The organism is Mesorhizobium sp. LNHC209A00 (genome assembly GCF_000502915.1).
GTDB lineage: Bacteria > Pseudomonadota > Alphaproteobacteria > Rhizobiales > Rhizobiaceae > Mesorhizobium.
Window position 1 is genome coordinate 480,796 of record NZ_AYWT01000003.1, and the last position, 24,130, is coordinate 504,925.

General features: G+C 64.0%; 25 protein-coding genes. 12 read left to right on the forward strand and 13 right to left on the reverse strand.

Going from position 1 to position 24,130, the window contains the following annotated elements; all coding sequences use genetic code 11:
* Positions 1-79 precede the first annotated feature (79 nt).
* The gene (locus X739_RS156060) at positions 80-1,489 is read right to left on the reverse strand and encodes an ATP-binding protein (RefSeq protein ID WP_023794075.1); all 1,410 of its coding nucleotides are present in this window, start codon (positions 1,487-1,489) and stop codon (positions 80-82) included.
* Complete coding sequence (locus tag X739_RS156055) at positions 1,486-2,202, reverse strand: response regulator transcription factor (protein WP_023770316.1); 717 nt, start codon at positions 2,200-2,202, stop codon at positions 1,486-1,488. The genes X739_RS156060 and X739_RS156055 overlap by 4 nt, the downstream gene beginning before the upstream one ends.
* Before the next feature lie 279 nt (positions 2,203-2,481).
* On the opposite strand from X739_RS156055, the gene X739_RS156050 reads away from it, so the two are divergent.
* From X739_RS156050 to clpS, 4 genes are all read left to right on the forward strand, one after another.
* Positions 2,482-2,781: a hypothetical protein gene (locus X739_RS156050; protein WP_023781409.1), complete on the forward strand. Its 300-nt coding sequence runs from the start codon at positions 2,482-2,484 to the stop codon at positions 2,779-2,781.
* Positions 2,782-2,819: 38 nt separating this feature from the next.
* Complete coding sequence (locus X739_RS156045) at positions 2,820-3,113, forward strand: hypothetical protein (RefSeq protein WP_023770314.1); 294 nt, start codon at positions 2,820-2,822, stop codon at positions 3,111-3,113.
* A 166-nt stretch (positions 3,114-3,279) separates the two neighbouring features.
* A complete protein-coding gene (locus X739_RS156040; protein WP_023781411.1) occupies positions 3,280-3,594 on the forward strand; it encodes a hypothetical protein in 315 nt (104 codons plus the stop codon).
* Between the two features lie 129 nt (positions 3,595-3,723).
* Positions 3,724-4,029, forward strand: coding sequence for an ATP-dependent Clp protease adapter ClpS (gene clpS / locus X739_RS156035; RefSeq protein WP_023770312.1), 306 nt, complete (start codon positions 3,724-3,726; stop codon positions 4,027-4,029).
* A 98-nt stretch (positions 4,030-4,127) separates the two neighbouring features.
* Here the strand turns inward: clpS and X739_RS156030 are convergent, their stop codons facing one another.
* From X739_RS156030 to X739_RS156015, 4 genes are read right to left on the reverse strand one after another with little or no spacing between them, the layout of a single operon-like run.
* Positions 4,128-6,200, reverse strand: a complete 2,073-nt coding sequence (locus X739_RS156030; protein ID WP_023781412.1) for a membrane protein — start codon at positions 6,198-6,200, stop codon at positions 4,128-4,130.
* Positions 6,201-6,257: 57 nt separating this feature from the next.
* The gene (locus X739_RS156025) at positions 6,258-9,080 is read right to left on the reverse strand and encodes a DUF4159 domain-containing protein (RefSeq protein ID WP_023794080.1); all 2,823 of its coding nucleotides are present in this window, start codon (positions 9,078-9,080) and stop codon (positions 6,258-6,260) included.
* Positions 9,077-10,042 (reverse strand): DUF58 domain-containing protein, encoded by a 966-nt coding sequence (locus X739_RS156020; protein ID WP_023794082.1) that lies wholly within the window; start codon positions 10,040-10,042, stop codon positions 9,077-9,079. The genes X739_RS156025 and X739_RS156020 overlap by 4 nt, the downstream gene beginning before the upstream one ends.
* The gene (locus X739_RS156015; RefSeq protein ID WP_023770308.1) at positions 10,042-11,046 is read right to left on the reverse strand and encodes a MoxR family ATPase; all 1,005 of its coding nucleotides are present in this window, start codon (positions 11,044-11,046) and stop codon (positions 10,042-10,044) included. The genes X739_RS156020 and X739_RS156015 overlap by 1 nt, the downstream gene beginning before the upstream one ends.
* 158 nt (positions 11,047-11,204) lie before the next feature.
* On the opposite strand from X739_RS156015, the gene X739_RS156010 reads away from it, so the two are divergent.
* From X739_RS156010 to X739_RS156000, 3 genes are read left to right on the forward strand one after another with little or no spacing between them, the layout of a single operon-like run.
* On the forward strand, positions 11,205-11,834 hold the full coding sequence (locus tag X739_RS156010; protein ID WP_023770307.1) for a DUF1285 domain-containing protein: 630 nt from the start codon (positions 11,205-11,207) through the stop codon (positions 11,832-11,834).
* Positions 11,834-12,466 (forward strand): CoA pyrophosphatase, encoded by a 633-nt coding sequence (locus X739_RS156005; RefSeq protein WP_023794085.1) that lies wholly within the window; start codon positions 11,834-11,836, stop codon positions 12,464-12,466. Before X739_RS156010 ends, X739_RS156005 begins: the two co-directional genes overlap by 1 nt.
* Positions 12,463-13,725, forward strand: a complete 1,263-nt coding sequence (locus X739_RS156000) for a CCA tRNA nucleotidyltransferase (protein ID WP_023794087.1) — start codon at positions 12,463-12,465, stop codon at positions 13,723-13,725. Before X739_RS156005 ends, X739_RS156000 begins: the two co-directional genes overlap by 4 nt.
* Before the next feature lie 49 nt (positions 13,726-13,774).
* On the opposite strand, the gene X739_RS1000000167800 is transcribed toward X739_RS156000, so the two are convergent.
* The 5 genes from X739_RS1000000167800 to hemF form a co-directional block, all read right to left on the reverse strand.
* Positions 13,775-14,761, reverse strand: a complete 987-nt coding sequence (locus tag X739_RS1000000167800) for a S8 family serine peptidase (RefSeq protein ID WP_023794089.1) — start codon at positions 14,759-14,761, stop codon at positions 13,775-13,777.
* An 86-nt stretch (positions 14,762-14,847) separates the two neighbouring features.
* Positions 14,848-15,426 carry a hypothetical protein gene (locus tag X739_RS155995; protein ID WP_031240092.1) on the reverse strand — a complete coding sequence of 193 codons (579 nt, stop codon included), beginning with the start codon at positions 15,424-15,426 and terminating at the stop codon, positions 14,848-14,850.
* A gap of 250 nt (positions 15,427-15,676) precedes the next feature.
* Complete coding sequence (locus tag X739_RS155990) at positions 15,677-15,862, reverse strand: DUF1059 domain-containing protein (RefSeq protein ID WP_023770302.1); 186 nt, start codon at positions 15,860-15,862, stop codon at positions 15,677-15,679.
* Between the two features lie 186 nt (positions 15,863-16,048).
* Positions 16,049-16,309, reverse strand: a complete 261-nt coding sequence (locus X739_RS155985; RefSeq protein ID WP_023770301.1) for a DUF1344 domain-containing protein — start codon at positions 16,307-16,309, stop codon at positions 16,049-16,051.
* A gap of 297 nt (positions 16,310-16,606) precedes the next feature.
* Positions 16,607-17,521 carry an oxygen-dependent coproporphyrinogen oxidase gene (gene hemF, locus X739_RS155980; RefSeq protein ID WP_023770300.1) on the reverse strand — a complete coding sequence of 305 codons (915 nt, stop codon included), beginning with the start codon at positions 17,519-17,521 and terminating at the stop codon, positions 16,607-16,609.
* A 167-nt stretch (positions 17,522-17,688) separates the two neighbouring features.
* On the opposite strand from hemF, the gene X739_RS155975 reads away from it, so the two are divergent.
* Positions 17,689-17,946, forward strand: a complete 258-nt coding sequence (locus tag X739_RS155975) for a hypothetical protein (RefSeq protein WP_023770299.1) — start codon at positions 17,689-17,691, stop codon at positions 17,944-17,946.
* Here X739_RS155975 and soxR read toward each other — a convergent pair.
* On the reverse strand, positions 17,943-18,389 hold the full coding sequence (soxR, locus tag X739_RS155970) for a redox-sensitive transcriptional activator SoxR (RefSeq protein ID WP_023770298.1): 447 nt from the start codon (positions 18,387-18,389) through the stop codon (positions 17,943-17,945). The genes X739_RS155975 and soxR overlap by 4 nt on opposite strands.
* Positions 18,390-18,518: 129 nt before the next feature.
* Complete coding sequence (locus X739_RS155965) at positions 18,519-18,977, reverse strand: tRNA (cytidine(34)-2'-O)-methyltransferase (protein WP_023770297.1); 459 nt, start codon at positions 18,975-18,977, stop codon at positions 18,519-18,521.
* A gap of 283 nt (positions 18,978-19,260) precedes the next feature.
* Between X739_RS155965 and X739_RS0134000 the strand changes: the two genes are divergently transcribed.
* The 4 genes from X739_RS0134000 to X739_RS155950 are packed head-to-tail and all read left to right on the forward strand — an operon-like array spanning position 19,261 to position 24,130.
* Positions 19,261-19,848, forward strand: coding sequence for a hypothetical protein (locus X739_RS0134000; RefSeq protein WP_031251990.1), 588 nt, complete (start codon positions 19,261-19,263; stop codon positions 19,846-19,848).
* A 29-nt stretch (positions 19,849-19,877) separates the two neighbouring features.
* Entirely contained in the window at positions 19,878-21,764 is a 1,887-nt protein-coding gene (locus tag X739_RS155960; protein ID WP_031247651.1) for an ABC transporter ATP-binding protein, read from the forward strand.
* A 10-nt stretch (positions 21,765-21,774) separates the two neighbouring features.
* Entirely contained in the window at positions 21,775-23,658 is a 1,884-nt protein-coding gene (locus X739_RS155955) for an ABC transporter ATP-binding protein (protein ID WP_023781422.1), read from the forward strand.
* Positions 23,659-23,662: 4 nt separating this feature from the next.
* Positions 23,663-24,130, forward strand: a complete 468-nt coding sequence (locus X739_RS155950) for a GNAT family N-acetyltransferase (protein ID WP_023770294.1) — start codon at positions 23,663-23,665, stop codon at positions 24,128-24,130.

Sequence of the window (24,130 nt, forward strand, 5' to 3'; positions counted from 1 at the left end):
CGGTTTGGGAAGACATGCACAAAAACAAAGACTAAAGCGCGTCGCCTGATCTGCTTCGCCGCGCTTAGGCGGCTATGTCCTAAGCCGCCATCGGCAGGCGCAACTCCGTCAGCAGGCCGCCGTCCGGATGGTTGGACAGGCGCACTTCACCGCCCGCCGCGCGCGCGATGTTGCGGGCAATGGTCAGCCCAAGCCCGAGGCCGCCGGTCTGGCGGTTGCGGGACTGTTCGAGGCGGACGAAGGAGCCGAAGACGGCGTCGATCTGGGCCTGGGGAATGCCCGGCCCCTCGTCATGGATGGCGAGCGTGATCGTGCCGTCCAAGCGGCTGAGGCTGAGATGCGCCTGCTTGCCGTAGGTGACGGCATTCTGCACCAGATTGGTGACACAGCGCTTGAGCGCCACAGGCCGCGCCATGCAGATCAGGTCGCGCGGGCGGATGTCGTCATTGTCGAAGGACACCGTCTCGTAGCTGTCGGCGACCGATTCAACGAGCGACCAGAAATCGATCCGTTCGGCCTTCTCTTCCGTGACCTCGAATTTGGCGAAGTCTATCACCGAACTCGCGATGCTTTCGATGTCGGCGAGATCGTGGGCGAGGGCCTGGCGCGCCGGTGATCTGCGCAACAGCTCCAGGCGCAGCCGCATCCTGGTCATCGGCGTGCGCAGGTCGTGCGCGAGGGCCGCCGCCAGGTGCTCACGATCCTCGACATATTCGCGCAGCCTCCCCTGCATGGCGTTGATCGCCTTGGCGGCGGCGCGCACCTCGCGGCTGCCGCTCTCGGCGATCGGCGGGCTCTTGAGGTCGTTGCCGATCCGGTTGACGGCGGTTTCCATCATCCTGTAGGGCGCGGTCAGCCGGCGCAGCGACCAGATCGACATGATCACCACCAGCCCCGCGATCAGCGAATAGAGCGGCAGGCTATCGACGCTCAGGATCGGGCCCACGGGCGTGATCGGTTCGGTGAAATTCAGCCATTGGCCGTCGGCGAAGCGCAGCGAAGCCGTCAGCTTGTCGCTCTGGGCGAAATCGGCGGCCAGCACCAGAAGATCCCGCTCGACCTGGCCGATCTCGGGTCCCGGTGCCGCGCCGCCGGCATCGTCGGCTTCGCGCGTCGCCGGATCGCGCCGCACGCGCGCGTCGGTGATGCCGAACTTGGACAGTCGGCCGACGAGGATGTCTTCGAGTTCGGCCAGTTCGTCGTCGCCGGCGATCGAGGAGGTGACGGCGGGCGTGTCCGAGACGGTGAGCGCGTAGGTGGAGTTGAAAAGCCCGGTCGCCGTCGCCTTGCGCTCGTCCGGCGTGGCGTCGTGCATCAGCTGCACGAGCGAGAAGGCGCGGTCGTTGAGGCGGTAAAGGTCGACCACGTCATTGGCGGCGGCGCGGTCGCGCGATACGATATACAGCGTCGCGACCTGACTGATCAGCAGGCCGGCAATGACGATCAGCAGCACCCAGACAGGCAAGGTCTGCGGCAGGAAACGTCTCATTCGGAGGTCGTCTCGGGCAGGAACTGATAGCCGCCGCTCCGCACGGTGAGGATCAGTTTGGGCGTCTTGGGATCATCTTCCATCTTGCGCCGCAGCCTGGAGACAAGGATGTCGATGCTGCGATCGAAGGAATAGTCACTGTCGCCGCCGGAGAGTTCAATGAGCTGATCGCGGGTCAGCACGCGCTGGGCGCTCTTGACGAAGGTCTGCAGGAGGTTGAACTCGGCCATGGTCAGTTCGACCCTGACGTCGTCAGGCGCGGTCAGCCGCCGCCGCGAGCAGTCCATCGTCCAGCCGGCGAAGTGGTAAATCTGCTTGGTGGTGGCGCGCTTGGGCTCGGCGGCGCCATTGCGCCGCAGCACGGCGCGGATGCGAGCCAGCAATTCGCGCGGGTCGAAGGGTTTGGGCACATAGTCGTCGGCGCCCATCTCGAGCCCGACGACGCGGTCAGTCGTCTCGGTGACGGCGGTCAGCATGATGATCGGCGTCGAATACTGGGCGCGGATGTCGCGGCACAGTTCCAGCCCGCTCCTGCCGGGCAGCATCACGTCGAGCACGATCAGATCCACCTGCGTGCGGCGCAGGATGGTTTCCATCTCGGTGCCGTCGGCGGCAACCGAGGTGTGCAGGCCCCGCTTCTGGAAGAACTCCTGAAGCAGGTCGCGGATGCCCTTGTCGTCGTCGACGATGAGTATGTGTGTCTCGGATTTCACAGCTGCCCTGTCTGGTTTGCCGGCCACGCCATTCTTGGCTGGTGAGCCACACGATAGAATTCGGGCCGTATGTTGGCCAGTGCCTTGCTTTTCAAGGAAAAATGAATACCGCCTTCTCCACATGAAGCAACGGCCAGATTGGCGTGGCCTGGCCAGACACAATCCAGAAACAAAATTCTACAATCCGGAAAAACTCCTGAAAAGGTAGGCCGGCATAACGGTGCCGTGGCGGTCAGGTCATCGGCTGCGACGCTAGTCTCCGGGTTAACGGATAAACCGATGCCAAGATTGTCGATCAGTTCGTTGGGAGTTTTGCTGGGCCTTGGCCTGCTCACTGCCGCTGTCGGCCAATCCGATGCAAAGGCGCCGCTGACCCGGAGCGAACGGTGCGCCAATCTCAGCCACCAATTTGATGAAGCCCTCGAAACCCATGCCACGGCAACGCAGGTCACCGCGGCAAAGGCACTTCAGAGAAAGGGTAACCGGTACTGCGCCGCCAAGAAACAGGCGCAGGGCATCCGGATGCTCGCCAATGCTTTGAAGCTGCTTGGAGTGACACCGAACGACCCGGTCCAGTGACACTCAAAACGACCCGTACAAAAAAGGAAAACGAAGCCATGAAGAAATCCCTCCTGTCCGCCCTTGGTCTCGCCGTCGCTCTCGCCTTCTCGATGCCCGTTCTCGGCAACGCTGCCGCGACCACGACCGCTGCCCCGGCCGCTGCCACCACGACCACCGCTCCGGCTGCTGCCGCGACGACCACCGCTCCGGCCATGGCTGCTCCGAAGAAGGTCGCCAAGAAGACCGTCTGCAAGGTGACCAAGAAGCACAAGTGCCCGGTCAAGAAGGCCCCCGCGATGGCGGCTCCCGCGAAGGCGGCCCCCGCGAAGGCTGCTGCCAAGAAGCCCTGATCAGCTTCGAGGTTAGTTCTAGCAAGGCCGCCCCAGCCGCAAACCGGCTGGGGCGGCCTTCTGCCAAGGGCACTGTCGGTCGATGAGCTGACGCCGGCGGCTTCCAGCCACGTATCTCGATCGTGCTTAACCCGTTTGCAATGCCGGCCCTGTAGGACCAATCCGCATGAAGAAGCGGCTTTCGTCCATTTTTCGCTCCATGGTGATCGGCGGCCTGGTTGCCACCGGCGCCGCCAGGGTGCTGATTCTGCTCACCGCCAGCCCCGTGCCGGACCCTGCAAGCGGGCGCACCGAGCCTTCGCTGTTCGCACCGGCGATTTCCAGCAACTGGGATTACATCACGCCGGTGCAGGCCTGGCTTTTGATCGTGCTCGCCGGCGTGACGCTGATCTGTGTTGCCGGATGGCCGATCGCGGCATGGCTGGAACGCCGGGCCGATGCGGACGAAACGCGCCGCGTCTTCCGCCGTCAGGGCCGTTGAACCGCGACCGATAATTCCCCACATGATCCTGGAGGACCGGGCCCGCCGGCCGACGGTCCGTAAATGGACGATCACTGCCGCCCGCGGCAAAATGCGGACTTAAGCTGATCGCGAAAACAGTCGGTTCGAATGCCTGAAATCACCACAAAACCGCGCACCAAGGTCAAGCCGCGGACAGAGCGGCCGAAGCTCTACAAGGTCATCCTCGTCAATGACGATTTCACGCCGCGCGAATTCGTGGTGACGGTGCTGAAAGGCGAGTTCAAGCTGTCAGAGGACCAGGCGCACCGGGTCATGATCACCGCGCACCAGCGTGGCGTCTGCGTGGTCGCGGTCTTCACCAGGGATGTCGCCGAGACCAAGGCGACGCGGGCCACCGACGCCGGCAAGGCCAAGGGCTACCCACTGCTGTTCACGACGGAACCGGAGGAGTGAGGAGGGGCTCGTCATAGTCTTGGTTTCGACAATTGGCGAAACCATTCGCGACAGCGTCTTTCTCACCGTATACGGGGAGAAAGAAAGAGCGCACCGCTCTACCGTCCCTCGCGGTACCACATCGAACCCATCGCCAGGAGCAACAGGCCGAGGCCGAGGAAGCCGCCGAACAGCGGCACGCGCGACACGGCCTTGAGCACACTGTCGTCGGTGGTGCGCAGGCCGATCCAGTCGCTGCCCGACGCCTCGCCGGCCGAGCGCACCGGCACGATGGAAGGCAGCGTCACGTCGCTGGCCGTGGCGGACGCCAGCCGGCGCACGCTGCCGCCGGTGGCTTCCGCCGGCGCCTTCAGCCGCTCCTGCGTGGAGACGACGTCGGCGAATTCCGGAGCGTTGACCGGTCCGACATGGGCAAGCGCGGTGAGATCGCCATTGGCAACCTGGAAGAGGCCGATCTCGCTGGTCTGGACGCTGCCGAGGAAGACGCCGGGCTCGGACTTGTCGAGCTTGACGGTGAGCGTCTTGCCGGAGGGGGTGATGATCTGCGCCGGGCCCGGATCGTCGGCCATGGTTTGGCGGCGGATCTCCAGCACCATGCCGCGTCCTTCGGCGGTCAGCCGCTCTTCCTCGAGCTCCGGCTCCTTCATCAGCCAGTGGGCGATGCGCCGGTAGAGCTGGACATGCGGGCCACCGCCCTCGAAGCCGCGCGCCCACAGCCAGCCCTGGTCGGACAGAAGCATGCCGACGCGGCCTTCGCCCTTGCGGTCGAGCAAAAGCAGCGGCCGGTTATCGGCGCCCTTCATCACCACTTCGCCCTGCGGATTCTGCACGCCGATGGTGCGGAACCAGCGGCTCCAGTGCGGCGGCTCGGTGGCCGAACCGTCGAGGCCACGCGTCACCGGGTGACGCTGACCGAGTTCGGTGAGGCGGGGATAAAAGGCCTTGTCGACAACCTCGCCGGTCGGCATGGCCGGCAGCGCCGACATTAGCGGCGTGCGTGCGATCGAAGCCTCGCCGGCATATTCGGGACCGGCGGCGATCAGCAGCGCGCCGCCCTTTTCGACATATTCGGAGATGTAGTCGTAATAGAGGATCGGCAGCACGTCGCGGTGCTGGTAGCGGTCGAAGATAATCAGGTCGAAATCCTTGATCTTTTCGACGAACAGCTCGCGGGTCGGGAAGGCAATCAGCGACAATTCGTTGATCGGCGTGCCGTCCTGCTTCTCCGGCGGCCGCAGGATGGTGAAATGGACGAGATCGACCGAGGCGTCGGATTTCAACAGATTGCGCCAGGTGCGCTCGCCCGCGTGCGGTTCGCCCGAAACGAGCAGAACGCGCAGGTTCTCGCGGATGCCGTCGACCAGCGCGATGGCGCGGTTGTTGGTGTCGGTCAGTTCGCCCGGTTCGCGGTCGATGGCCAGTTCGACGATATTGCGCCCAGCACCCGGGATGGTCACCTGCAGCGGCATGGCCTGGCCGACCGTGGCATGCTCGACCGAAACCTGCTCGCCATTGACCGAGACGCGCACATCGACCGGTCCGGTCTCGTTTTCGGTCGAGATGACGCGATAGCTCATGTCGAGCGGCTTGCCGACAAGGCCGAAACGCGGCGCGTTCTCGAAACGTATGCGGCGGTCCTTCTCATGGTCGTTGCCGGTGATCAGGGCATGCAGCGGGGCGTTGAACTCGGGCGTGCCCGACGGCGTGTCATGCACCTCGCCGTCGGTGATCATGATAGCGCCGCCAATGCGCGAGGGCGGCACGTCGCGGAAGGCGCCTTCCAGCGCGCCGAACAGCCGCGTTTCCGTGCGCTCCTCGGCGGCGTCGGATTTGCCGGCCTCGACGACACGGACGTCGAACTGCTTGAAGCGGCCAAGACGCTGCTGCAGCCCGGCCACGGCCTCGTCGGTCTGCCTGGTGCGGTCGCCAATGTCCTGGCTCTGGCTGCGGTCGACGACCAGCGCGACGACGCTTCTCAGCGGCTCGCGCTCCTCGTTGAGGAATACGGGGTTGAAGAGGGCGGCGGCGAGCGCCAGCAGGGCAACCAGGCGCAGGACCGCGCCGCGCTGGCGAAACCACAGGCCGACGAGCGCCAGCAGCGCCAAGGGTACCAGCACCAGGGCCAGCAGCGGCCAGGATAGAAGCGGTTCGAAGGAGATCGACCAGTTCATGCTTCATCCCCTCCGTTGTGGAGAGAGTTGACCGCCGTGGGGGGCAAGAACGTCATCCTACTGCCCCAGCCGTTCGAGCAGGATGGGAACATGCACCTGATCGGATTTGTAGTTGCCGGTCAGCATGTACATCATGATGTTGACGCCGGCGCGCAGCGCGTAGACCCGCTGCATCGGATCGTTCGGTATGGTCGGCAGCAGCGGGTCGCCATTCTCGTCGACCGCCCAGGCACCGGCGAAATCGTTGGCGGTGATCATGATCGGCGATACGCCGTCGCCGGTGCGCACCGGCCGGTTGTCGGCATTGCTGGCATCGAGCGATGCCTCGACCCAGAGCGGGCTGCCGGCGAAGCGGCCGGGAAACTCGGGCAGGATGAAGAAGGATTTGGTCAGCACATGGTCCGACGGCACCGGCTCCAGTGGCGGCACGTTGAGGTTGCCGAGGATGTCGCGCAGCCGCTCGGTCGCCGGGCTGGTGGAATCGGCGCCGATGCCGTTGGCGAACTGGTCGCGGGTGTCGAACAGCACGGTGCCGCCCTGCTGCATATAGGCGTCGATGCGGGCGATCGCGGCCGGGCTCGGCATCGGTGCCGCCGGATCGACCGGCCAATAGATCAGGGGATAGAAGGACAGTTCGTCCTTCGAAATGTCGACGCCGGCCGGTGCGCCCGGTTCGAGTGCCGTCTTCTCGATAAGGAAGCGGGTCAGACCCTCGAGCCCGGCGCGGCTGATCGAATCGACACCCGGGACGCCGGTCAGCACATAGGCGATGCGGGTTTTTGAAATCGCCTCGATAGCAACCTGATCGCCCGGCTTGGCATCATCGGCGCGCGCGATATCGGCATGGCCGAACAATGCGCCAAGCGCGATCAGCACGGCGGCCGTGGTCGCGGCCGCACCGGCACGGCGCGGCCGGCGCGAAAACAGGCCGCCCATCCACAACACCGCCAGCGTGTCGAGCAGCATCAGCAACAGAGCCGCCGCGACCAGCGCGCCCTTCAGGTTGCGCGATTCATCGAAGGCGTACTGGACGGTGGTAACAGGCACCGTCACTTGCGGGCGCGCCAGCGGAGCGAAGGTGCTTGAGGCGTCGAGCAGATTGTGGGCGAAGACGCCGGTCTCCGAGCCATAGAGGCCAGGCGGGTTCTCGAAGGTGACCGGCAGTGGTCCCGCGCCCGGCACCAGCGGCCTTGCATCCGGTGTCGGCGGCACCAGCGAGCCGTCGGCCGCGATCATCCGATAGGGTGCCAGCGACGTCGCGGCGGCTTCGGCATTGGCGATCGCCGCGCCCTGGTTGCGCGACAATTGCACGATGCGGCGCAGCATCTCCACGAAGCTGCCCGAGATCGGCAGGTTCGACCACGTCGCCTCGGGCGTGACATGGAACAGCACCAGCGTGCCCTTGCCCTTCTTCAGCCCGGTCACCAGCGGCGTGCCGTCGGCAAGGGCCGCCCAGGTGCGCTCAACGATGTCGGGTGTCGGTTCGGCCAGCACCTGCCTGGTCACCGTGACCTCGGTCGGCGGCGCCAGGTCGGCGAAGGGGCCGGCCTTGGGAAATTCGGTGACTGGCTGCGGCGAGGTCCATGACAGCGCGCCGCCGAGCGAACGCTCGCCGGTGCGCAGGCGGACCGGCAGCAAATCGTCGTCATTGCCGGCGGCGGCCAGCCGCGAGCCGGCGAAACGCACGAGCGTGCCGCCATTGTCGACCCAGTCGACCAGTCTTTGCCGGACCTGTGCGGGAATGGTGCCGATATCGGCCATGACGATCATCGCCGGCTTCTGGTCGAGGATCTGCGGGATGGCGTCGGCGAGATCGGCGCTGGAGGGCTCGACCAGATCGGCGAAGGGCTGCAGCGCGCGCCTGATGTAGTAGAGCGGCGACAGAAGTGGCTGCGCCTGGTCGGCTTCGGCTTGCGACAACAGCCCGACGCGGCGGCGTTTGGAGCTTTCGTCGAGCACGCGCACGGCACCCGCATGCCGTTCGCCATCGAGCGCGATCGAGGCGAAGTCGTTGCGCAATTCGAACGGCACCGCCATGGTGCCGGTGGCCGTGGCTTCGCCCGGCGCGAAGGTCAGGGTCGCATCGGCGATGCGGCGGCCCTTGTCGTCGAATGCGCCGGCGGTGACCTGCGCCGGGGCGGGATCGCCGGGCGCGCGGATAGCGGTCAAACCAAAGCCATCAACCTGGTTTTCGGCTAATGTCAGGCCAGTCAGCGACAGCCGGTCGGCCACCGCCCAGACGATGCGGGCGGCATTCTTCGACAACAGCGTGTTGAAGGCGGCCTCGTCGCCCTTTGCCGCCAGGCCATCGGCCAGCACGGCGACGCTGGCGCCGGGCAAGGTTTCCAGCATGCCGGCGACGCGGGCATAGACGGCGGGCCGGTCGGTGGGGATCGGCCGCGGCTTGGCGGCGCGCAGCCGGTCGAGCGCGGCGGCGGCATCGAAGGGGCCGATCTCGGCATTGGGCTTTTCGGCGGTGAAGGCGACGACAACAGGCACGCCGTTCGAGCCGGCGTCGTTGATCAGCCGCTCGGCGGTGGCGACGCGCTTGTTCCAGTCGGCGGCGCTTGCCCAATCATTGTCGATGACCAGGGCAAGGGCGGCACCCTCGGCCGGCAGCTTTTCGCGCGGGTTGAACACCGGTTCGGCCAATGCCGCGACGACGAGGGCGGCCATCAGCAGCCTGAGCAGCGTCAGCCACCAGGGGCTGCGCCGCGGGGTTTCCTCACGCCTGAGCACACGGGCCAGGATCTTCAGCGGCGGGAACACCTCGGTCCGCGGCTTTGGCGGGGTGAGCCTCAGCAGCCACCAGATCACCGGCAGCGCCAGCAGGCCCCACAGCACCATGGGGGCGCCGAAGGAGAGCGGCAGCCAGCTCATGCGACCGCCTTTCCAGGCTGATCGCCCTTGGCGATCAGCCTGGGCTGATCGCCGGCAATCATCCCGGTATGCCCGCCATCGGCGGTCATCGCCATGTGCAGGCGCACCAACGCGTCGGACGCGAGCCGGTCGGTGTGGTTGACGGTAAAGCTCCAGCCAAGCCGCTTGCACCAGCCGGCCAGCTCCTGGCGGCGAGCGGTATAGAGCAGGCGGTATTCATCGGCCAACATCTCGGCGCGGCCGGCGGTCAGCTTGTCGCCGGTCTCGGGATCGGTGAACTCGGTGCGGCCGGCATAGGGGAAGGTTTCCTCGGCAGGGTCGGCGACTTCGATCAGATGGGCGCGCACGCCATGGCGGGCGAGCACGTCGAGCCAGGCCATGGTTTCCTCGACAGGGTCGAGGAAATCGCTGGCGATGACGATGTCGCAGAAGCGCCTGATGTCGGAGAGATCGGGTTTTGCCGGCAGTTCGCCGGCATGCATGAGCTGGGCGGCGATGCGCTCGGCGCCGTTGCGGGCGGTGAATGGATCGGTCAGATCAGGCCAGGCGATGCGTTCGCCGCTGCGTGACAAAAGCTCGGCCATGGCCAAGGCCAGCACCAGCGCGCGCGATTGCTTGGAAACGCCGGCTCCCGTCGATTTGTAGAGCATGGACGGCGAGGGGTCGGCCCACAGCCAGACGGTGTGGGCGGCTTCCCATTCGCGGTCGCGCACATAGGTGTGGTCGTCGCGGGCCGAGCGGCGCCAGTCGATGCGCGAGGCGTCGCCTTCGACATAGGGCCGGAACTGCCAGAAATTCTCGCCGATGCCGCGCTTGCGGCGGCCATGCCAGCCGGCGATCACGGTGTTGACGATACGGCGTGCCTCGACCAGCAGGTCGGGAACCAGCGAAGCCCGCAACCGGCCTCGGGCGAGCGCATCGCGCGTCGCTGCCGGGGCCTGGACTTCGCCGATAGGCGCCATCAAATGCCTTTCACAAGCTTTGCCACCACGTCGCGCACGCTGGTGCCCTCCGCGCGGGCGGCGAAGGTCAGCGCCATGCGATGCTGCAGCACCGGTTCGGCCAGCGCCCTGACATCGTCGACCGAGGGGGCCAGTCGTCCGTCGTAGAGCGCGCGGGCCCTGGTGCAAAGCATCAGGGCCTGGCTGGCGCGCGGGCCCGGCCCCCAGGCGACGTGCTTGTCTGTGTCGGCATTGCCCTGGCCCGGACGCGCCGAGCGCACCAAAGTGAGGATCGCCTCGACAACGCTTTCGGGTACCGGCATGCGGCGGATCAGCGTCTGGATCTCCTTCAGCCGCGCTGGCTGCAGCACGTTCTGGGCTTTCGCGTCCTCGACGCCGGTGGTTTCCAGCAGGATACGGCGCTCGGCCTCGATTTCGGGGTAGAGGATGTCGACCTGCATCAGGAAGCGGTCGAGTTGGGCTTCGGGCAGCGGGTAGGTGCCTTCCTGCTCCAGCGGGTTCTGCGTCGCAAGCACATGGAAGGGGGAAGGCAGGTCGTAGCGCGCGCCGGCAATGGTGACATGATATTCCTGCATCGCCTGCAGCAGCGCCGACTGCGTGCGGGGCGAGGCGCGGTTGATCTCGTCCGCCATCAGCAGCTGGGCGAAGATCGGCCCGGAAATGAAGCGGAACGAGCGCTTGCCGGTCTCGTCCTGCTCCATGACCTCGGAGCCGAGGATGTCGGACGGCATCAGGTCGGGCGTGAACTGGATGCGGCGCGAATCGAGCCCGAGCACGACGCCCAGCGTCTCCACCAGCTTGGTCTTGGCGAGGCCCGGCACACCGACCAGAAGCGCATGGCCGCCGGCCAGCAGCGCCACCAGCGTACGCTCGACGACGTTCTCCTGGCCAAAGATCACCCGGCCAACCCCGTCGCGGATCCTGGAGATGTCGGCAAGCGCCTTCTCGGCCTCGGCGACCATGTCCGTTTCGCTGATCGGGCTTTCCTTGACCATCACGCTCATGCCGCATCGATCCCTTCGGTTGGAAATGCCATGGTTTGGAAATGCTGGCCCGCACCATACCATAGGCTGCCGCGATTCGGCCTCGCGGGGCGCCTATGGTTGAACTTAAATCACAGACTTAGGCTGACAAGCGGAACAACAGTGACTATTTCGTGACGATGAGCGAACACCACGAACATCGCCAACAAAGCCTTACGCAGGCCACCGAGGCTCGGGGCCTCGAGGCGTTGATCTCGCGCGCGGCCCGCGCAGGCAAGGGCGCGGCGCCGGTCGAGCGCTGGAATCCCGACTTTTGCGGCGATCTCGACATGGAAATCAAGGCCGACGGCACCTGGTTTTACCTGGGCACGCCGATCGGCCGGATGCCGCTGGTGCAGCTTTTCTCCTCCGTGCTGCGCAAGGACGCCGACGGCAGGACCTATCTGGTGACGCCGGTAGAAAAAGTCGGCATCCGCGTCGCCGATGCGCCTTTCGTCGCCGTCGAGATCGATGTTTCGGGCGAAGGCGAGGATCAGGTCATCACCTTCCGCACCAATGTCGGCGACGTGATCGAGGCCGGACCGGAGCGGCCGCTGCGCTTCGTCGACGAGAACGGGACCGGCGGTTTGAAGCCCTATGTGCTGGTGCGCGGCAGGCTGGAGGCGCTTGTGGCGCGGCCGGTCATGTACGAGTTGGTCGGGCATGGCGAGGAGATCGAAATCGACGGCAGGACGATGTTTTCGGTGCGCTCCAAGAACGCCGTGTTTCCGATCATGCCGGCCGATCAGTTGAAGCGGTTGAGCGCATGATGGACCAGGTCTCTCCGGCGCCGTTTTCGTCGGCGGATTTTCGCGCGCGCTTTGCCGCGCAGCCGGAGGCGCATGCCGGGGGCGACTATGGCGATCACCGCTTCAATCCCGGCCATCCGCGCCTTAACCCTGGCAAGCCGCTGCGCAACGCTGCCGTGCTGGTCCCGGTGGTCGACCATGACGGCGAGGCGACGGTTCTGCTGACCAAACGGGCCGAAAAACTCCGCAATCATTCCGGGCAAGTGGCTTTCCCGGGCGGCACGATCGATGCGACCGACGCAAGCCCGGAGGCGGCGGCGCTGCGCGAGGCCTTCGAGGAGATCGGCCTTGGCAAGGATCGCATCGAGATCATCGGCCGGATGCCCGATTACGTCGCCGGCAGCGGCTATCGCATCGCGCCGGTGCTTGGCATCGTGCGGCCACATTTCCAGCTGACCCTGAACGCCGATGAGGTCGACGCCGCCTTTGAAGTGCCGCTGCGCTTCCTGATGGACGCGGCCAACCACAAGCGCGACAGCCGCATGTGGAACGATCTCGAATGGTTCTTCTATGACATGCCCTATGGCGACCGGCGCATCTGGGGTGTCACCGCCGGGATCATCCGTACGCTGTATGAAAGGCTCTATGCGTGAGTGTTTCGATCGCGGGCAGGGCGGACTGGCTCTTCGACAAGCATCTGCGGCGCCTGCTTGGCGCGCTCACCGAAGGCGGTGAAGAGGCGCGCATCGCCGGCGGCGCCGTACGCAACGTGCTGATGGGCCAGCCTGTCACCGACATCGACATAGCAACCTCTTGCCTGCCGCGGGAAACCATCCGCCGCGCCGAGGCGGAAGGGTTCAAGGCGGTGCCGACCGGTATCGAGCATGGCACCATCACCGTGGTTGCCGATGGTAAACCCTATGAAATCACCACCTTGCGCGCCGATGTCGAGACCGATGGCCGTCGCGCCAAGGTGTCGTTCGGGCGCGACTGGAAGCTCGACGCCGAGCGGCGCGACTTCACCATCAACGCGCTTTACGCGGAGGCCGATGGCCGCGTTGTCGACCTTGTCGGCGGCATCGCCGACATCGAGGCACACCGGCTGCGCTTCATCGGCGACCCGGAGGCGCGCATCCGCGAGGATTATCTGCGCATCCTGCGCTTTTTCCGCTTCTTCGCCTGGTATGGCGAAGGCCGGCCCGACGCCGAGGGGCTGAAGGCCTGCGCCCGGCTGAAGGAAGGCCTCGCCCAACTCTCGGCGGAGCGCATCTGGTCCGAACTGAAAAAGCTTTTGTCCGCACCCGATCCCTCGCGGGCGCTGCTCTGGATGCGGCAGGCTGGTGTCTTGACCGCCGCGCTGTCGGAAAGCGAGAAATGGGGCATCGATGCGATCCACGGATTGACCAGGGCCGAGAAGGACCTCGGCTGGGTAGTGGATCCGATGCTGCGGCTGGAGGCGATGGTGCCGCCGGATACGGCCCGCATGAAGGCGCTTGCGGAGCGGCTGAAATTCTCGACCGCTGAAGCGGATCGCCTGCGCCATTGGTCGATGGCAACGGCAGTCGAGCCGAAGACGACCGAGGGCGAATTGGCGAAGAGGCTCTATCGCGGTGACCGCCAAGGATTTGTCGACCGCCTGCGGCTTGCGCTTGCCGCGGCGCGGGTGCGGGCCGTAGAGGACAATGAAGCGCTGCTCGAAGCTGGCGGTTTTTCGCGCCTGCTTTCCTTTGTGCTCAAATGGAAAAAGCCCGAATTTCCCTTGCGAGGCGCCGATCTGACCGCGCTCGGCGCAACGCCAGGGCCGAAGCTCGGCGAAATCCTCAAGAACCTGGAAGCGGAATGGGTCGATGCGAGTTTTACGCCCGATCGCGACGCACTGATCAAGCGCGCCGCGGAGGCACTTGAAACGTAGGCCAGAACTGCTGGTCCTCGTCGCCGGTGTTGCCCGGCGGGCCGTGCCGCTACTTGATCGACAGCGGAGCGAGGGCACGCGAAAGGCTTGCCTCGCCCTTGCCATAGACGGAGGCGCTATAGTTGGCCAGCGTGTCGGTACGGGCCGTATTCAGTAACTGGTTGGTGATCTGAGTCGGCGTTGCCTTGGTGAACTTGCTGCCCACGATGGCAGCGTAGCCGGCAACGATCGGCGCGGCGAAAGAGGTGCCGTAAAGGCCGGTCTTGTCCCCGGTGACACCCACGACAAGGAAATGGCTCTGCACAGCCTGGTTGGAGCCGGCGATGTTGGAGTACCAGGCCATGCTGGCCTTGTTCGACGGCGTGCCGTTGCTGTTGAGCGCGCCGACGAAAATCGCGGATGCCTTTCCGACCAGGGCGAGGTCAAGGTAATCCTGCTGGCCGCTGGTGACGCCGCCCACGGCAACCGCGTCGTTGCCGGCAGCCTTCGAAACCACGGCCGTTCCCCTGGTGGCATAGGAGATGATGGAGGCTTCCTCGGCGCTCCATCCGATCTGGTTGGGGCTATAACCCGCGTTGGCGTACATGCCATAGCTCAGATTGAGCACGTTCAGGCCCGGCGACAGCGCGACCGATGAACTGGTGGAAAAGTCTTTCGATCTGATGGTTGCCAAGGGCGCAACCATGCTGGCTTCTTCGCGGGTCCATTCGCCGTGGCGCTGGGTCTGCGTGCCGATGCCGAAATTGCCGCTGAACTTCGATGTGCTGGAGAAATCGTCCACGATCGTGATGGTGACGCCTTGGCCCTTGTAACCCGCACGCCATGCGGCTCCGACATCCGGGCTCATCCAACTCTGCAAGGTCTGCAATGTGGCCGCCGGCAAGGTTGCGCTCAAGCATATGGAAGCGTTCGACTGACCGCCCCTGCAGAGCGCGGATAGCGGATCCGGACCGCCAGCTTCTTGAGCCGCCGCCATGGAAGCCGGCAGAATGGCGAGGGCCGTGGCGATACCGAACTTCCAACGTGCATTTGACATGATTTTACCCCGGTTCAAACAGAAGCTAGGATGGACGACCGCGAGTCTCCGAAGGCAACGCCACATCTCGTGCCTCGCCCTCGCGATCAGAAAGTAACACGGTAATTCAGCCAGAGATGCTGGCTCTCCGGTTTAGCGTTAACCAGAAATTTCAAGGTTTCCTCGGGCGCCATCTCGCCGGCGGCGAGCCGGCAATTGACGCCGTAGGTGCCCAGATCGCCATAATCGGCCTGGCAGGGCTTTTCGGTGAGCTTACCGCCGAAAGTAGTGGTGAACGACAGGGACAGTATGCTGTTCGCACTCGGATGTAGCTGTGTGAGGAAACCAAGCTTGAGGCTGGGCTCGATCCGATACTTCTCGCCTTGTTCCCCGGTGCCGAACCCCCAAAGGATACCGGTGTCCTCCGAGATCTGCGTCATTAGGTCCACATGCATGTCGACCCAGTTTGTTTGATACCACCGGTTGAACGATACCCGGCTTCCGGACTGCAACTCATATCCGCCGTCACTCAGGCCTCTTGCCTTGTCGCTGAGCGGCGAGCCTTGGTGGATGTCGATGAGCGATGTCGTCATTTCCTGGGCAATCGCCTGTGGCGCGCCGAGGAGCGCCCACGGCAGGAGCGCCGTTGCGCACAAACTCGCGCGATTGCCGGACTTTTCGCGCATCCGCGAAACACCTCGCCCTATCGAGTCCGGACCAGTGCCTGACGGCGACGGGCTTCTCTGGCAGCCCCTGTAGTCTGGATATCAATCTGACGATCGCACGGGTTCGGTTACCGCACAGTTTATTTAGCTGAAGCAAATATGATTTTTTGAGGCGCGGGCCGCATGTGTCGAAATAAGCCAGGTACGACGCGCGTTACCCGCGTGCCACCGCGGTTCTTTTGCTGATATCGACAGCCCGCGCGCGCGCGCCCTACGCCGCGTCGCGGGCCTTCTCAATTCGGGAGCGGATAGCCTCGATCATCGTCTCGCGGATGGTCGTTTCGCCATGTGTCTCGCGCATATGCTCGACGGCACGGCGCATCACTTCGGCCTCCTCACCGGCACGGGTATGCCACTCACAGCCGGGAACCAGCGACCCGCAGTGAAATTCCTTCATCGGATTTCTCCTTTTCCTCCGTGGAGCCTGCGAGGCCCCGGTACCTTTTTGGCCCATGATCCGACTTTTCCGATCATGGGCGGGGTGAAAACCATAACACAGATGGTGGGATATTGGTTGCGGTCAACGGTGAAAAGGCGGAGCAGCACTGCTCCGCCCTCTTACGCTAGCCCAGCGGGCAGGCCGTCACTTCACGATCTTGACTGCCTCGGCAACTTTGTCCTTGCCGCTCATGTCCCAAGAAATTCTGACCTTCTCGCCGACCTTCAGGCCAGGATCCTTGAAGGTTTGGGGAAGCGTAAAAGACGATCCATTGTCGAGAACCAGGCTCTTGGCCGTCGCATCGAAGCTCTTGACCGTTCCGGTGGTGTGCTTGACGGCGGCGAACGCCACCGAACCGGAAGCAAGAAGGGCAGCCGCGGCAGCGGAAACAATGATCTTTCTCATGCTGATATACTCCTGGGAAAGCGGCCATCCTTTGACGAAGATGATCCGCATCGTCTTCGGGCCGTCCGGTCGCGTCGAGTCGCGGTTCGCCTGTTCCGACGCAATTCCGAAGGGAAAACCGCATTTTCCTGGAATTGCCCTCAGGCAAACCACCGGCGCTTCCCGACCCGAATGCGACAAATAACCCAGTTTTTTCAGATGGATATTAGACGAAAAAGATATTCATTGTGTCACATTCCGCGCCCAGATTCGAACAATGGGACATCAATGCGGCCTCACATCGCGCTCACAATTTTTTTATGGCCAACGCACCTCGGGCGGCAGGCTGGACAGGATCGAGGCGACATTGCCGCCGGTCTTGAGCCCGAAGATGGTGCCGCGATCGTGAAGAAGGTTGAATTCGACATAGCGGCCGCGTCGAACGAGCTGTTCGTCGCGGTCGCCATCGGTCCAGTTCTCGTTGAAGTTGGCGCGCACCAGGTGACCGTAGACCACGAGAAAAGAACGCCCGACATCCTGGACGAAGTTGAAATTGGCATTCCAGCCACCCTTCTCTTCTTCCGGATGCAGGTAGTCGAAGAAGATGCCGCCTGTGCCGCGCGGCTCGTTGCGGTGCGGCAGGAAGAAGTACTCGTCGCACCAGGCCTTGAATGTCGGATAGTCGGCGACGGCGGCATTCTTTTCGCAAGCGAATTGCATGGCACGCTGGAAGGCTATCGTGTCGGGATCGTCCTGCGTGCGGCGGCGGTCGAGCACCGGCGTCAGGTCGGCGCCGCCGCCGAACCACTGGCGCGAGGTCACCACCATGCGGGTGTTCATATGCACGGCCGGAACGTTGGGGTTCCATGGGTGCGCGATCAGTGAAATGCCCGATGCCCAGAAGCGCGGGTCTTCCTCGGCGCCGGGCATCTGCTTCCTGAACTCGGGCGAGAACTCGCCATAAACGGTCGAAGTGTGGACGCCGACCTTCTCGAAGACGCGGCCGTGCATCATCGACATGGTGCCGCCGCCGCCCTTGCCGTGATCGCGCTCCCAGGGCGTCTTTTCGAAACGGCCCGGTGACCACGAAGCCAGCGGCCCGCCGAGATCCTGCTCGATATGCTCGAAAGCGCCACAGATGCGCTCGCGCAGCGCCTCGAACCAAAGCCGGGCCTTCATCTTCTTTTCTTCGATGTCGGCGGGCAGCCCCGCCGGTATTTCAGGTCGTTCCAAGTGCCGTCTCCGGTTGCGGGGCGGTGAGTCGACAAAAGACTCGTCTTTTCCGGGCGCGATCCCTAATCTCTTAAGGGACAGGGTCAAGTCACTTTGGTTTCGCGCATGATCCTTTCCGAACCCGATTCCGATTTCGGGGTCATGCGCCAGGTGCAAGGAGTTGGTTCGTGCGCACCCCGGCAAGACCGCCGCTGGATGGCCTGAAGAAAAGGCTCGATCAAAGCCGGGCCGAGCGCGCACGCATGCCGCGCGACGGCTTTTTGCGCGAGACCTTCGTCCTGCCGCGCTCGGACGCCCGTCTCAAGGCCAAGGAATGGTTCGAGCGCTTCCCCAAGCAGGCCTACTGGACCGAAATCGAAAGCTGGTTCGAACGCCCGGGCGATCTGATCGAGTTCACGATAAGGCGGCTGCCGGCTGCGGATTAGCGCTCGACCAACAGGCGCCTCGCGCCCGTTCCCTCCCTTGCCAGCCGATCCCCCTTATTGCGAAGCGGGCATTTGTCGATCGACATGCAGCCGCAGCCTATGCAGTCGGTCAGGCCGTCGCGCAGCTTCTTTAGCTGGCTGATTTTCTGATCGAGGCTATCGCGCCAAGCCGTTGAAAGCAGATTCCAATCCTCGCGCGTCGGCGTGCGGCCTTCAGGTAATGATTCAAGCGCGGCACCGATTTCCGCGAGCGAGATGCCGACCTCCTGCGCAATCCGGATTATGGCCACCCGGCGCAGCACGTCACGGCCGTAGCGCCGCTGGTTGCCTGCCGTGCGATGGCTGCGGATCAGACCGCGGGCCTCGTAGAAATGCAGTGCCGACACAGCCACGCCGCTGCGCGCGGCCACCTGGCCGACCGTCAATTCCGTTACCGGCGGCATTTTTGAACTTTCCGCTTGACCTCAAGTTAAGTTGAGCTTGTAGCCAAGAAAGCCTGACTGTGCAAACCAAGGAGAAGGCGGATGTGCGCCTGGGCAAAAATCACCGCGGACGGCGCTGCCGGCGATCCCCTATCGGAGTTGCCGGACGGCTTCGCCCGCCACCATGGCCACGGAAAGGGCGACGTTGATGCTGCGCGCGCCGGGCTGCATCGGGATGGTCAGGCGCGCATCCGCCGCTTGATGGACTGGATCCGGCACGCCCGCGGATTCGCGGCCGAACAGGAGGATGTCGCGCTTGGTGAAGCTAAAGTCGGTGTAGGGGGTCGCAGCCTTGGTCGACAGCAACACCAGCCGATCCGCGCGGGCCTTGCGCCACTCCTCGAAGGCGTGCCAGTCGACATGCCGGGTCAGGGCAGCCATTACGAGGTAGTCCATGCCGGCGCGCTTGAGCGCTTTGTCGGAGAGCGGAAAGCCGGCCGGCTCGATGATGTCGACGTCGAGGCCGAGGCAAGCGGCGAAGCGCAGGATTGTCCCGGTATTGCCGGCAATGTCAGGTTGGTAGAGCGCGATGCGGAGACCAGGGTTCACTTCCGCGTCCTTCTAATAAGTGGCAGATCGGCCACAGCAGCTTCCTGGTTTTGGAAATTCCTGGACCTGCGGGTGGCCATTTTTTGGAAGTCGGGTATACGAACAACATTGTCAACCCGAACCGATGGAGGGGTAATTCATGATGGCCATGTACATCCAGCGCCCCACCTGTGGGCTTATTTGCGCCCTGGCGGTTTCGGTACGACGTTTCTCCTGATCTTTTAGACACTTCCGCACCGATTTTCCGCCGAAACCATACCCTGGTCTTCGAAGGAATCTCGCGATGTTTTTCAAGCTGCCGAAGGGGCCGATGGCCCCGTCCCAACGCGTTCCGACTGATCCGCCGCCGATCCCGCGGCACGATGTCGATCATCCTTTTTATCTCTATTTCAACACGGAGGACGGACCGATGTTCGATCCCTATAGAATACCCGGCTCGAGGAGCCTGCATATTCACCGGCTGCCGACCTGGGCGCTGTTGATCGGCGACACCTATTCGTCGGCGGTTCATGCCGAAGTACGCCGGCGTCCACATCGCGGCATGCTGCCGGACGTTGATTTCTCGCGCGCGGTACCCGATCCGAGCCGTCCGTCGCTGGTGCGCCGGATCATCCGGCTGATCCGGCCGGGCGCGAAAAACCGGACCGGTGGCGTCGTGTCGTCAGGATCGACAAAGATGCCTGTCGGCGAAAAGCCGGCGAACTCCTATATAGCGCGAAGCAGGGCCGACGCTCCGGATGATTCCGGAGCGTCGGCCCCCGATGCCATGCGGTCCGAGGACTTCGTACAACNCGACGCTCCGGATGATTCCGGAGCGTCGGCCCTCGATGCCATGCGGTCCGAGGACTTCGTACACCGCCAAGCCGCGTAAGCGGAAAACAGATTTCACAGGCATGACCTATGTTGTTGTTTAGTTGGTTTGAAAGAAGGCTCGATCCGTTTCCGGTAGCGGAACCGGTCGAGCCGCCCAGGACGCTGGTTGCCTTCTGCCTGCATTATACGCGCGGGGCATGGCCCTATATTCTTGTCGATGCGGTGCTGGTCGCGGCCATCGCCATCGCGGAAGTGTGGATGTTCGGCTTCCTCGGCCGCATCGTCGACTGGCTGTCGGGGCAGAACCGCGAGACCTTCCTGCAGACGGAAGGCTGGAAGCTCGCCGGCATGGCCTTCATCGTATTGTTTGCGCTGCCCGGCACGGTTTGGCTGCATTCGCTGCTCAACCAGCAGACGCTGATGGGCAATTACCCCATGCGCATCCGCTGGCAGGTGCACCGCTACCTGCTCAAGCAATCGATGAGCTTCTACCAGGACGAGTTCGCCGGCCGCATCGCCACCAAGCTGATGCAGACCGCGCTTGCCGTGCGCGAATGCGTCATCAAGGTGATCGACGTCCTGAACTACGTCGTCGTCTATTTCCTCGGCATGCTGTTGATTGTCGGTTCGGCCGACTGGCGGCTGGCGGCGCCGCTTGGCGTCTGGATGGTCGGATATATCCTGTTGCTGCGCTTCTTCATCCCGCGACTGGGCAAGGTCGGGGAGGAGCAGGCGAATGCGCGCTCGACCATGACCGGCCGCGTCGTCGACAGCTACACCAACATCCAGACGGTCAAGCTGTTTTCCCATTCACGCCGCGAGGCCGCCTTCGCCAGGGAAGGCATGATGGGCTTCCTCGATACGGTCTACCGGTCGATGCGGCTGGTGACGTTGCTGTTCGGCTCGCTCTACATACTGAACGCGCTGCTGCTGTTCTCGGTCACCGCCATCTCGTTGTGGCTGTGGATGGGGCAAGTGGTGACGATCGGTGCGGTCGCCGTGGTCATCGGTCTGGTGCTCCGGATGTGGGGCATGTCGCAGTGGATCATGTGGGAAATGTCGAGCCTGTTCGAGAATATCGGCACGGTGCAGGACGGCATTGCCTCGATTTCGTTGCCGCGCCTTGTCGAGGACAGGCCGGATGCCAAGGAGATCATCGTTTCCAATGGCGATATCCGCTTCGAGGATATCCGCTTCCATTACGGCAAGCAGAAGGGCGTCATCGAAAACCTGTCGCTGGTGGTCAAGCCGGGCGAGAAGGTCGGCATTGTCGGCCGTTCGGGCGCCGGCAAGTCGACGCTGGTCAATCTCCTCCTGCGCTTCTACGACCTGGAAAGCGGCCGGATCCTGATCGACGGCCAGGAGATCGCCGGCGTGAAACAGGATTCGCTGCGCGCGCAGATCGGGATGGTCACGCAGGATACCTCGCTGCTGCATCGTTCGGTGCGCGAAAATATTCTCTATGGCCGGCCCGATGCCACCGACGAGATGCTGCTCGAGGCGGCGCGGCGGGCCGAGGCGATGGATTTCATATCAGGACTTTCGGACCATCATGGACGCAAGGGGTTCGACGCCTATGTGGGCGACCGCGGCGTCAAACTGTCCGGCGGTCAACGGCAACGCATCGCCATTGCTCGCGTTATGTTGAAGGACGCGCCCATACTTATCCTTGACGAGGCGACGTCGGCGCTCGATTCCGAGGCGGAAGCCGCCATCCAGGAGAACCTCTACAAGCTCATGCAAGGCAAGACCGTCATCGCCATCGCGCACCGGCTGTCGACCATCGCGGCGATGGACAGGCTCGTCGTGATGGACCAGGGTCGCGTCATCGAGGAGGGCTCGCACGAGGAACTGGTCGCCAGAGGCGGACTCTACGCGCAGCTCTGGCAGCGCCAGTCGGGTGGATTCCTGCTCGATGACGTCCCAGTCGAAGCCGCCAATGACACAATAGCAAAGGGGCAAGCCGCAGAATGATCGCCGCCGCATGATGACAGCCGTCTACCGCTGGTTCGAGACCTGGGTCTACCCGTTCAGGGAGCCGGCGAATCTTCGGCCACCGGCCAGCGTCACGGGCTTCCTCTGGCACTATGTTGGGCAAGCGAAGTTCGCCTTCTTCGCCATGCTGGTCATCGGCGGCATCGCACCGCTGGTCGAGGCCGGCCTGTTCTATTTCGTCGGACGGCTGGTCGATATTCTCGACCAATTGCCCGGCGAACGGAGCTGGCACGCGCTGTGGACCGCCGCCGGCCCCGAACTGGTGTTCATGGTCGCGGTGGTGCTGGTCATCCGCACGGTGGTCGTCGCCTTGTCGGCGCTGGTCGACGAACAGACGATCACGCCCGGCTTCTACAATCTGGTGCGCTGGCAGGCGCACCGGCACGTCTCGCGCCAGTCCTACGCCTTCTTCCAGAACGATTTTGCCGGCCGCATCGCGACGAAAGTCTGGCAGGCCGGGCAGGCGACGGGCGACCTGATGGAAAGCTTCATCGAGGTCGTCTGGTTCATGGTCGTCTATACCGTGACGACGCTGGCGCTGGTCGCCGGGCTTGACCTCAGGCTGGCGGCACTCGTGGTGGTCTGGATCACCGCCTTCGGCTTTCTGGCGAAACTCTATTTGCCGGCAATCCGCAAGCACGCCGAAGCGACGGCGGAGGCGGGCTCCATGATCAATGGCCGCATTGTCGATTCCTACTCCAACGTGCAGACGCTGAAACTGTTCGCGGCTGACGGCGACGATCGTTACATCAGGAACGGCTTCGACATCTATCTCGACGCATTGCGGCCCTTCACGCGAAGACTGACCGGCGTGCGCATGGCGCTGACGACGCTGTCGGGCATCATGATCTCGGCGATCGGCTGCTTTGCAGTTTATCTCTGGGTCGAGGGCTCGATCACGGTCGGGGCGGTCGCCTTCACGCTCAGCCTGGTGCTGCGGCTCAACATGCTGCTCGGCCGGCTGATGATGCAGATGAACAGTATCTTGCGGAATCTCGGCGTGCTGGAGAACTCCAAGGCGCTGATCTCGCAGCCGCTCGGCCTGACGGATGCACCGGACGCAAAGGAACTGGACGTGGCGGGCGGGCGCATCGACGTTAAAAATGTCGACTTCCACTACGGCAAGGGGTTTGGGGTGCTGAACGGCATCAACCTTGTCGTCAAGCCGGGCGAGAAGGTCGGGCTGGTCGGGCCTTCGGGCGCCGGCAAGACGACGCTGGCCAACCTTATCCTGCGCCTCTACGATCTCGAAAGCGGCCAGATCACCATCGACGGTCAGGACGTCTCAGGTGTAAGGCAGGATTCGCTGCGCGCCAATATCGGCGTCGTCAGCCAGGACACGGCCCTGTTCCACCGTTCGCTGCGCGACAACATCAAGCTCGGCATGCCCGACGCAACCAACGCGCAGGTCATCGCGGCGGCGAAAAAAGCCGAGGCCCACGAATTCATCTTGACCTTGCGCGACAATAGGGACCGCCAGGGCTACGAAGCCTTCGTCGGCGAGCGCGGCGTGAAACTGTCGGGCGGCCAGCGCCAGCGCGTGGCGATTGCCCGCGTCTTCCTCAAGGACGCGCCTATCCTGATCCTCGACGAGGCGACGTCGGCGCTCGATTCCGACATCGAGGCGGCGATCCAGGAGAATCTGACACGGCTGATGGAGAACAAGACCGTGATCGCGATAGCGCACCGGCTGTCGACGATCGCGGCACTTGACCGCCTGGTGGTGCTCGACGGCGGCCGCATCGTCGAGCAAGGCACGCATGACGAACTGGTGGCGCTAGACGGGCTCTATGCCCGGCTGTGGAAGCGCCAGTCCGGCGGCTTCCTCTATCACGATGAGAGCGTGCTGGAAGAGACGCGGCCGGCGGAGTAGGCGCATGGGTGGATCGGCAAAGATCGACTATGGGATCAAGCGGCTCCGGCCAGTCACGCCGGCTTTCGACATGCTGAAGGACGAGAGCCGGCTGGAAGGTTACTGGATGCTGGTGCGCCTGGGCGATGGCTGGGCAAGCGGCCGCAACAAGTTCCTGAAGCGGGGCGAGGCGCTGTTCGGAGCATGGCACGGCGCGGAGCTCGCCGGTGTCTGCGGGTTGAATATCGATCCCTATTTCGAGGGCAGGGACCACGGCCGGGTCCGCCACCTGTTCGTCAGCGGGCGTCACCGTCGCGCCGGCCTTGGCCGAACGCTGGTCGAGACCGTGATCGACCGAGCCCGCCGGTATTTCACCGTGTTGAACACCCGCGCGCCGCCGGAAGCTTTCGGTTTCTATGAACGGCTTGGTTTTCAGCGCGTGGAGGACGAAGAATTCGTCACCCATCGCATGGTGTTCGGGAAAGGGAACTGA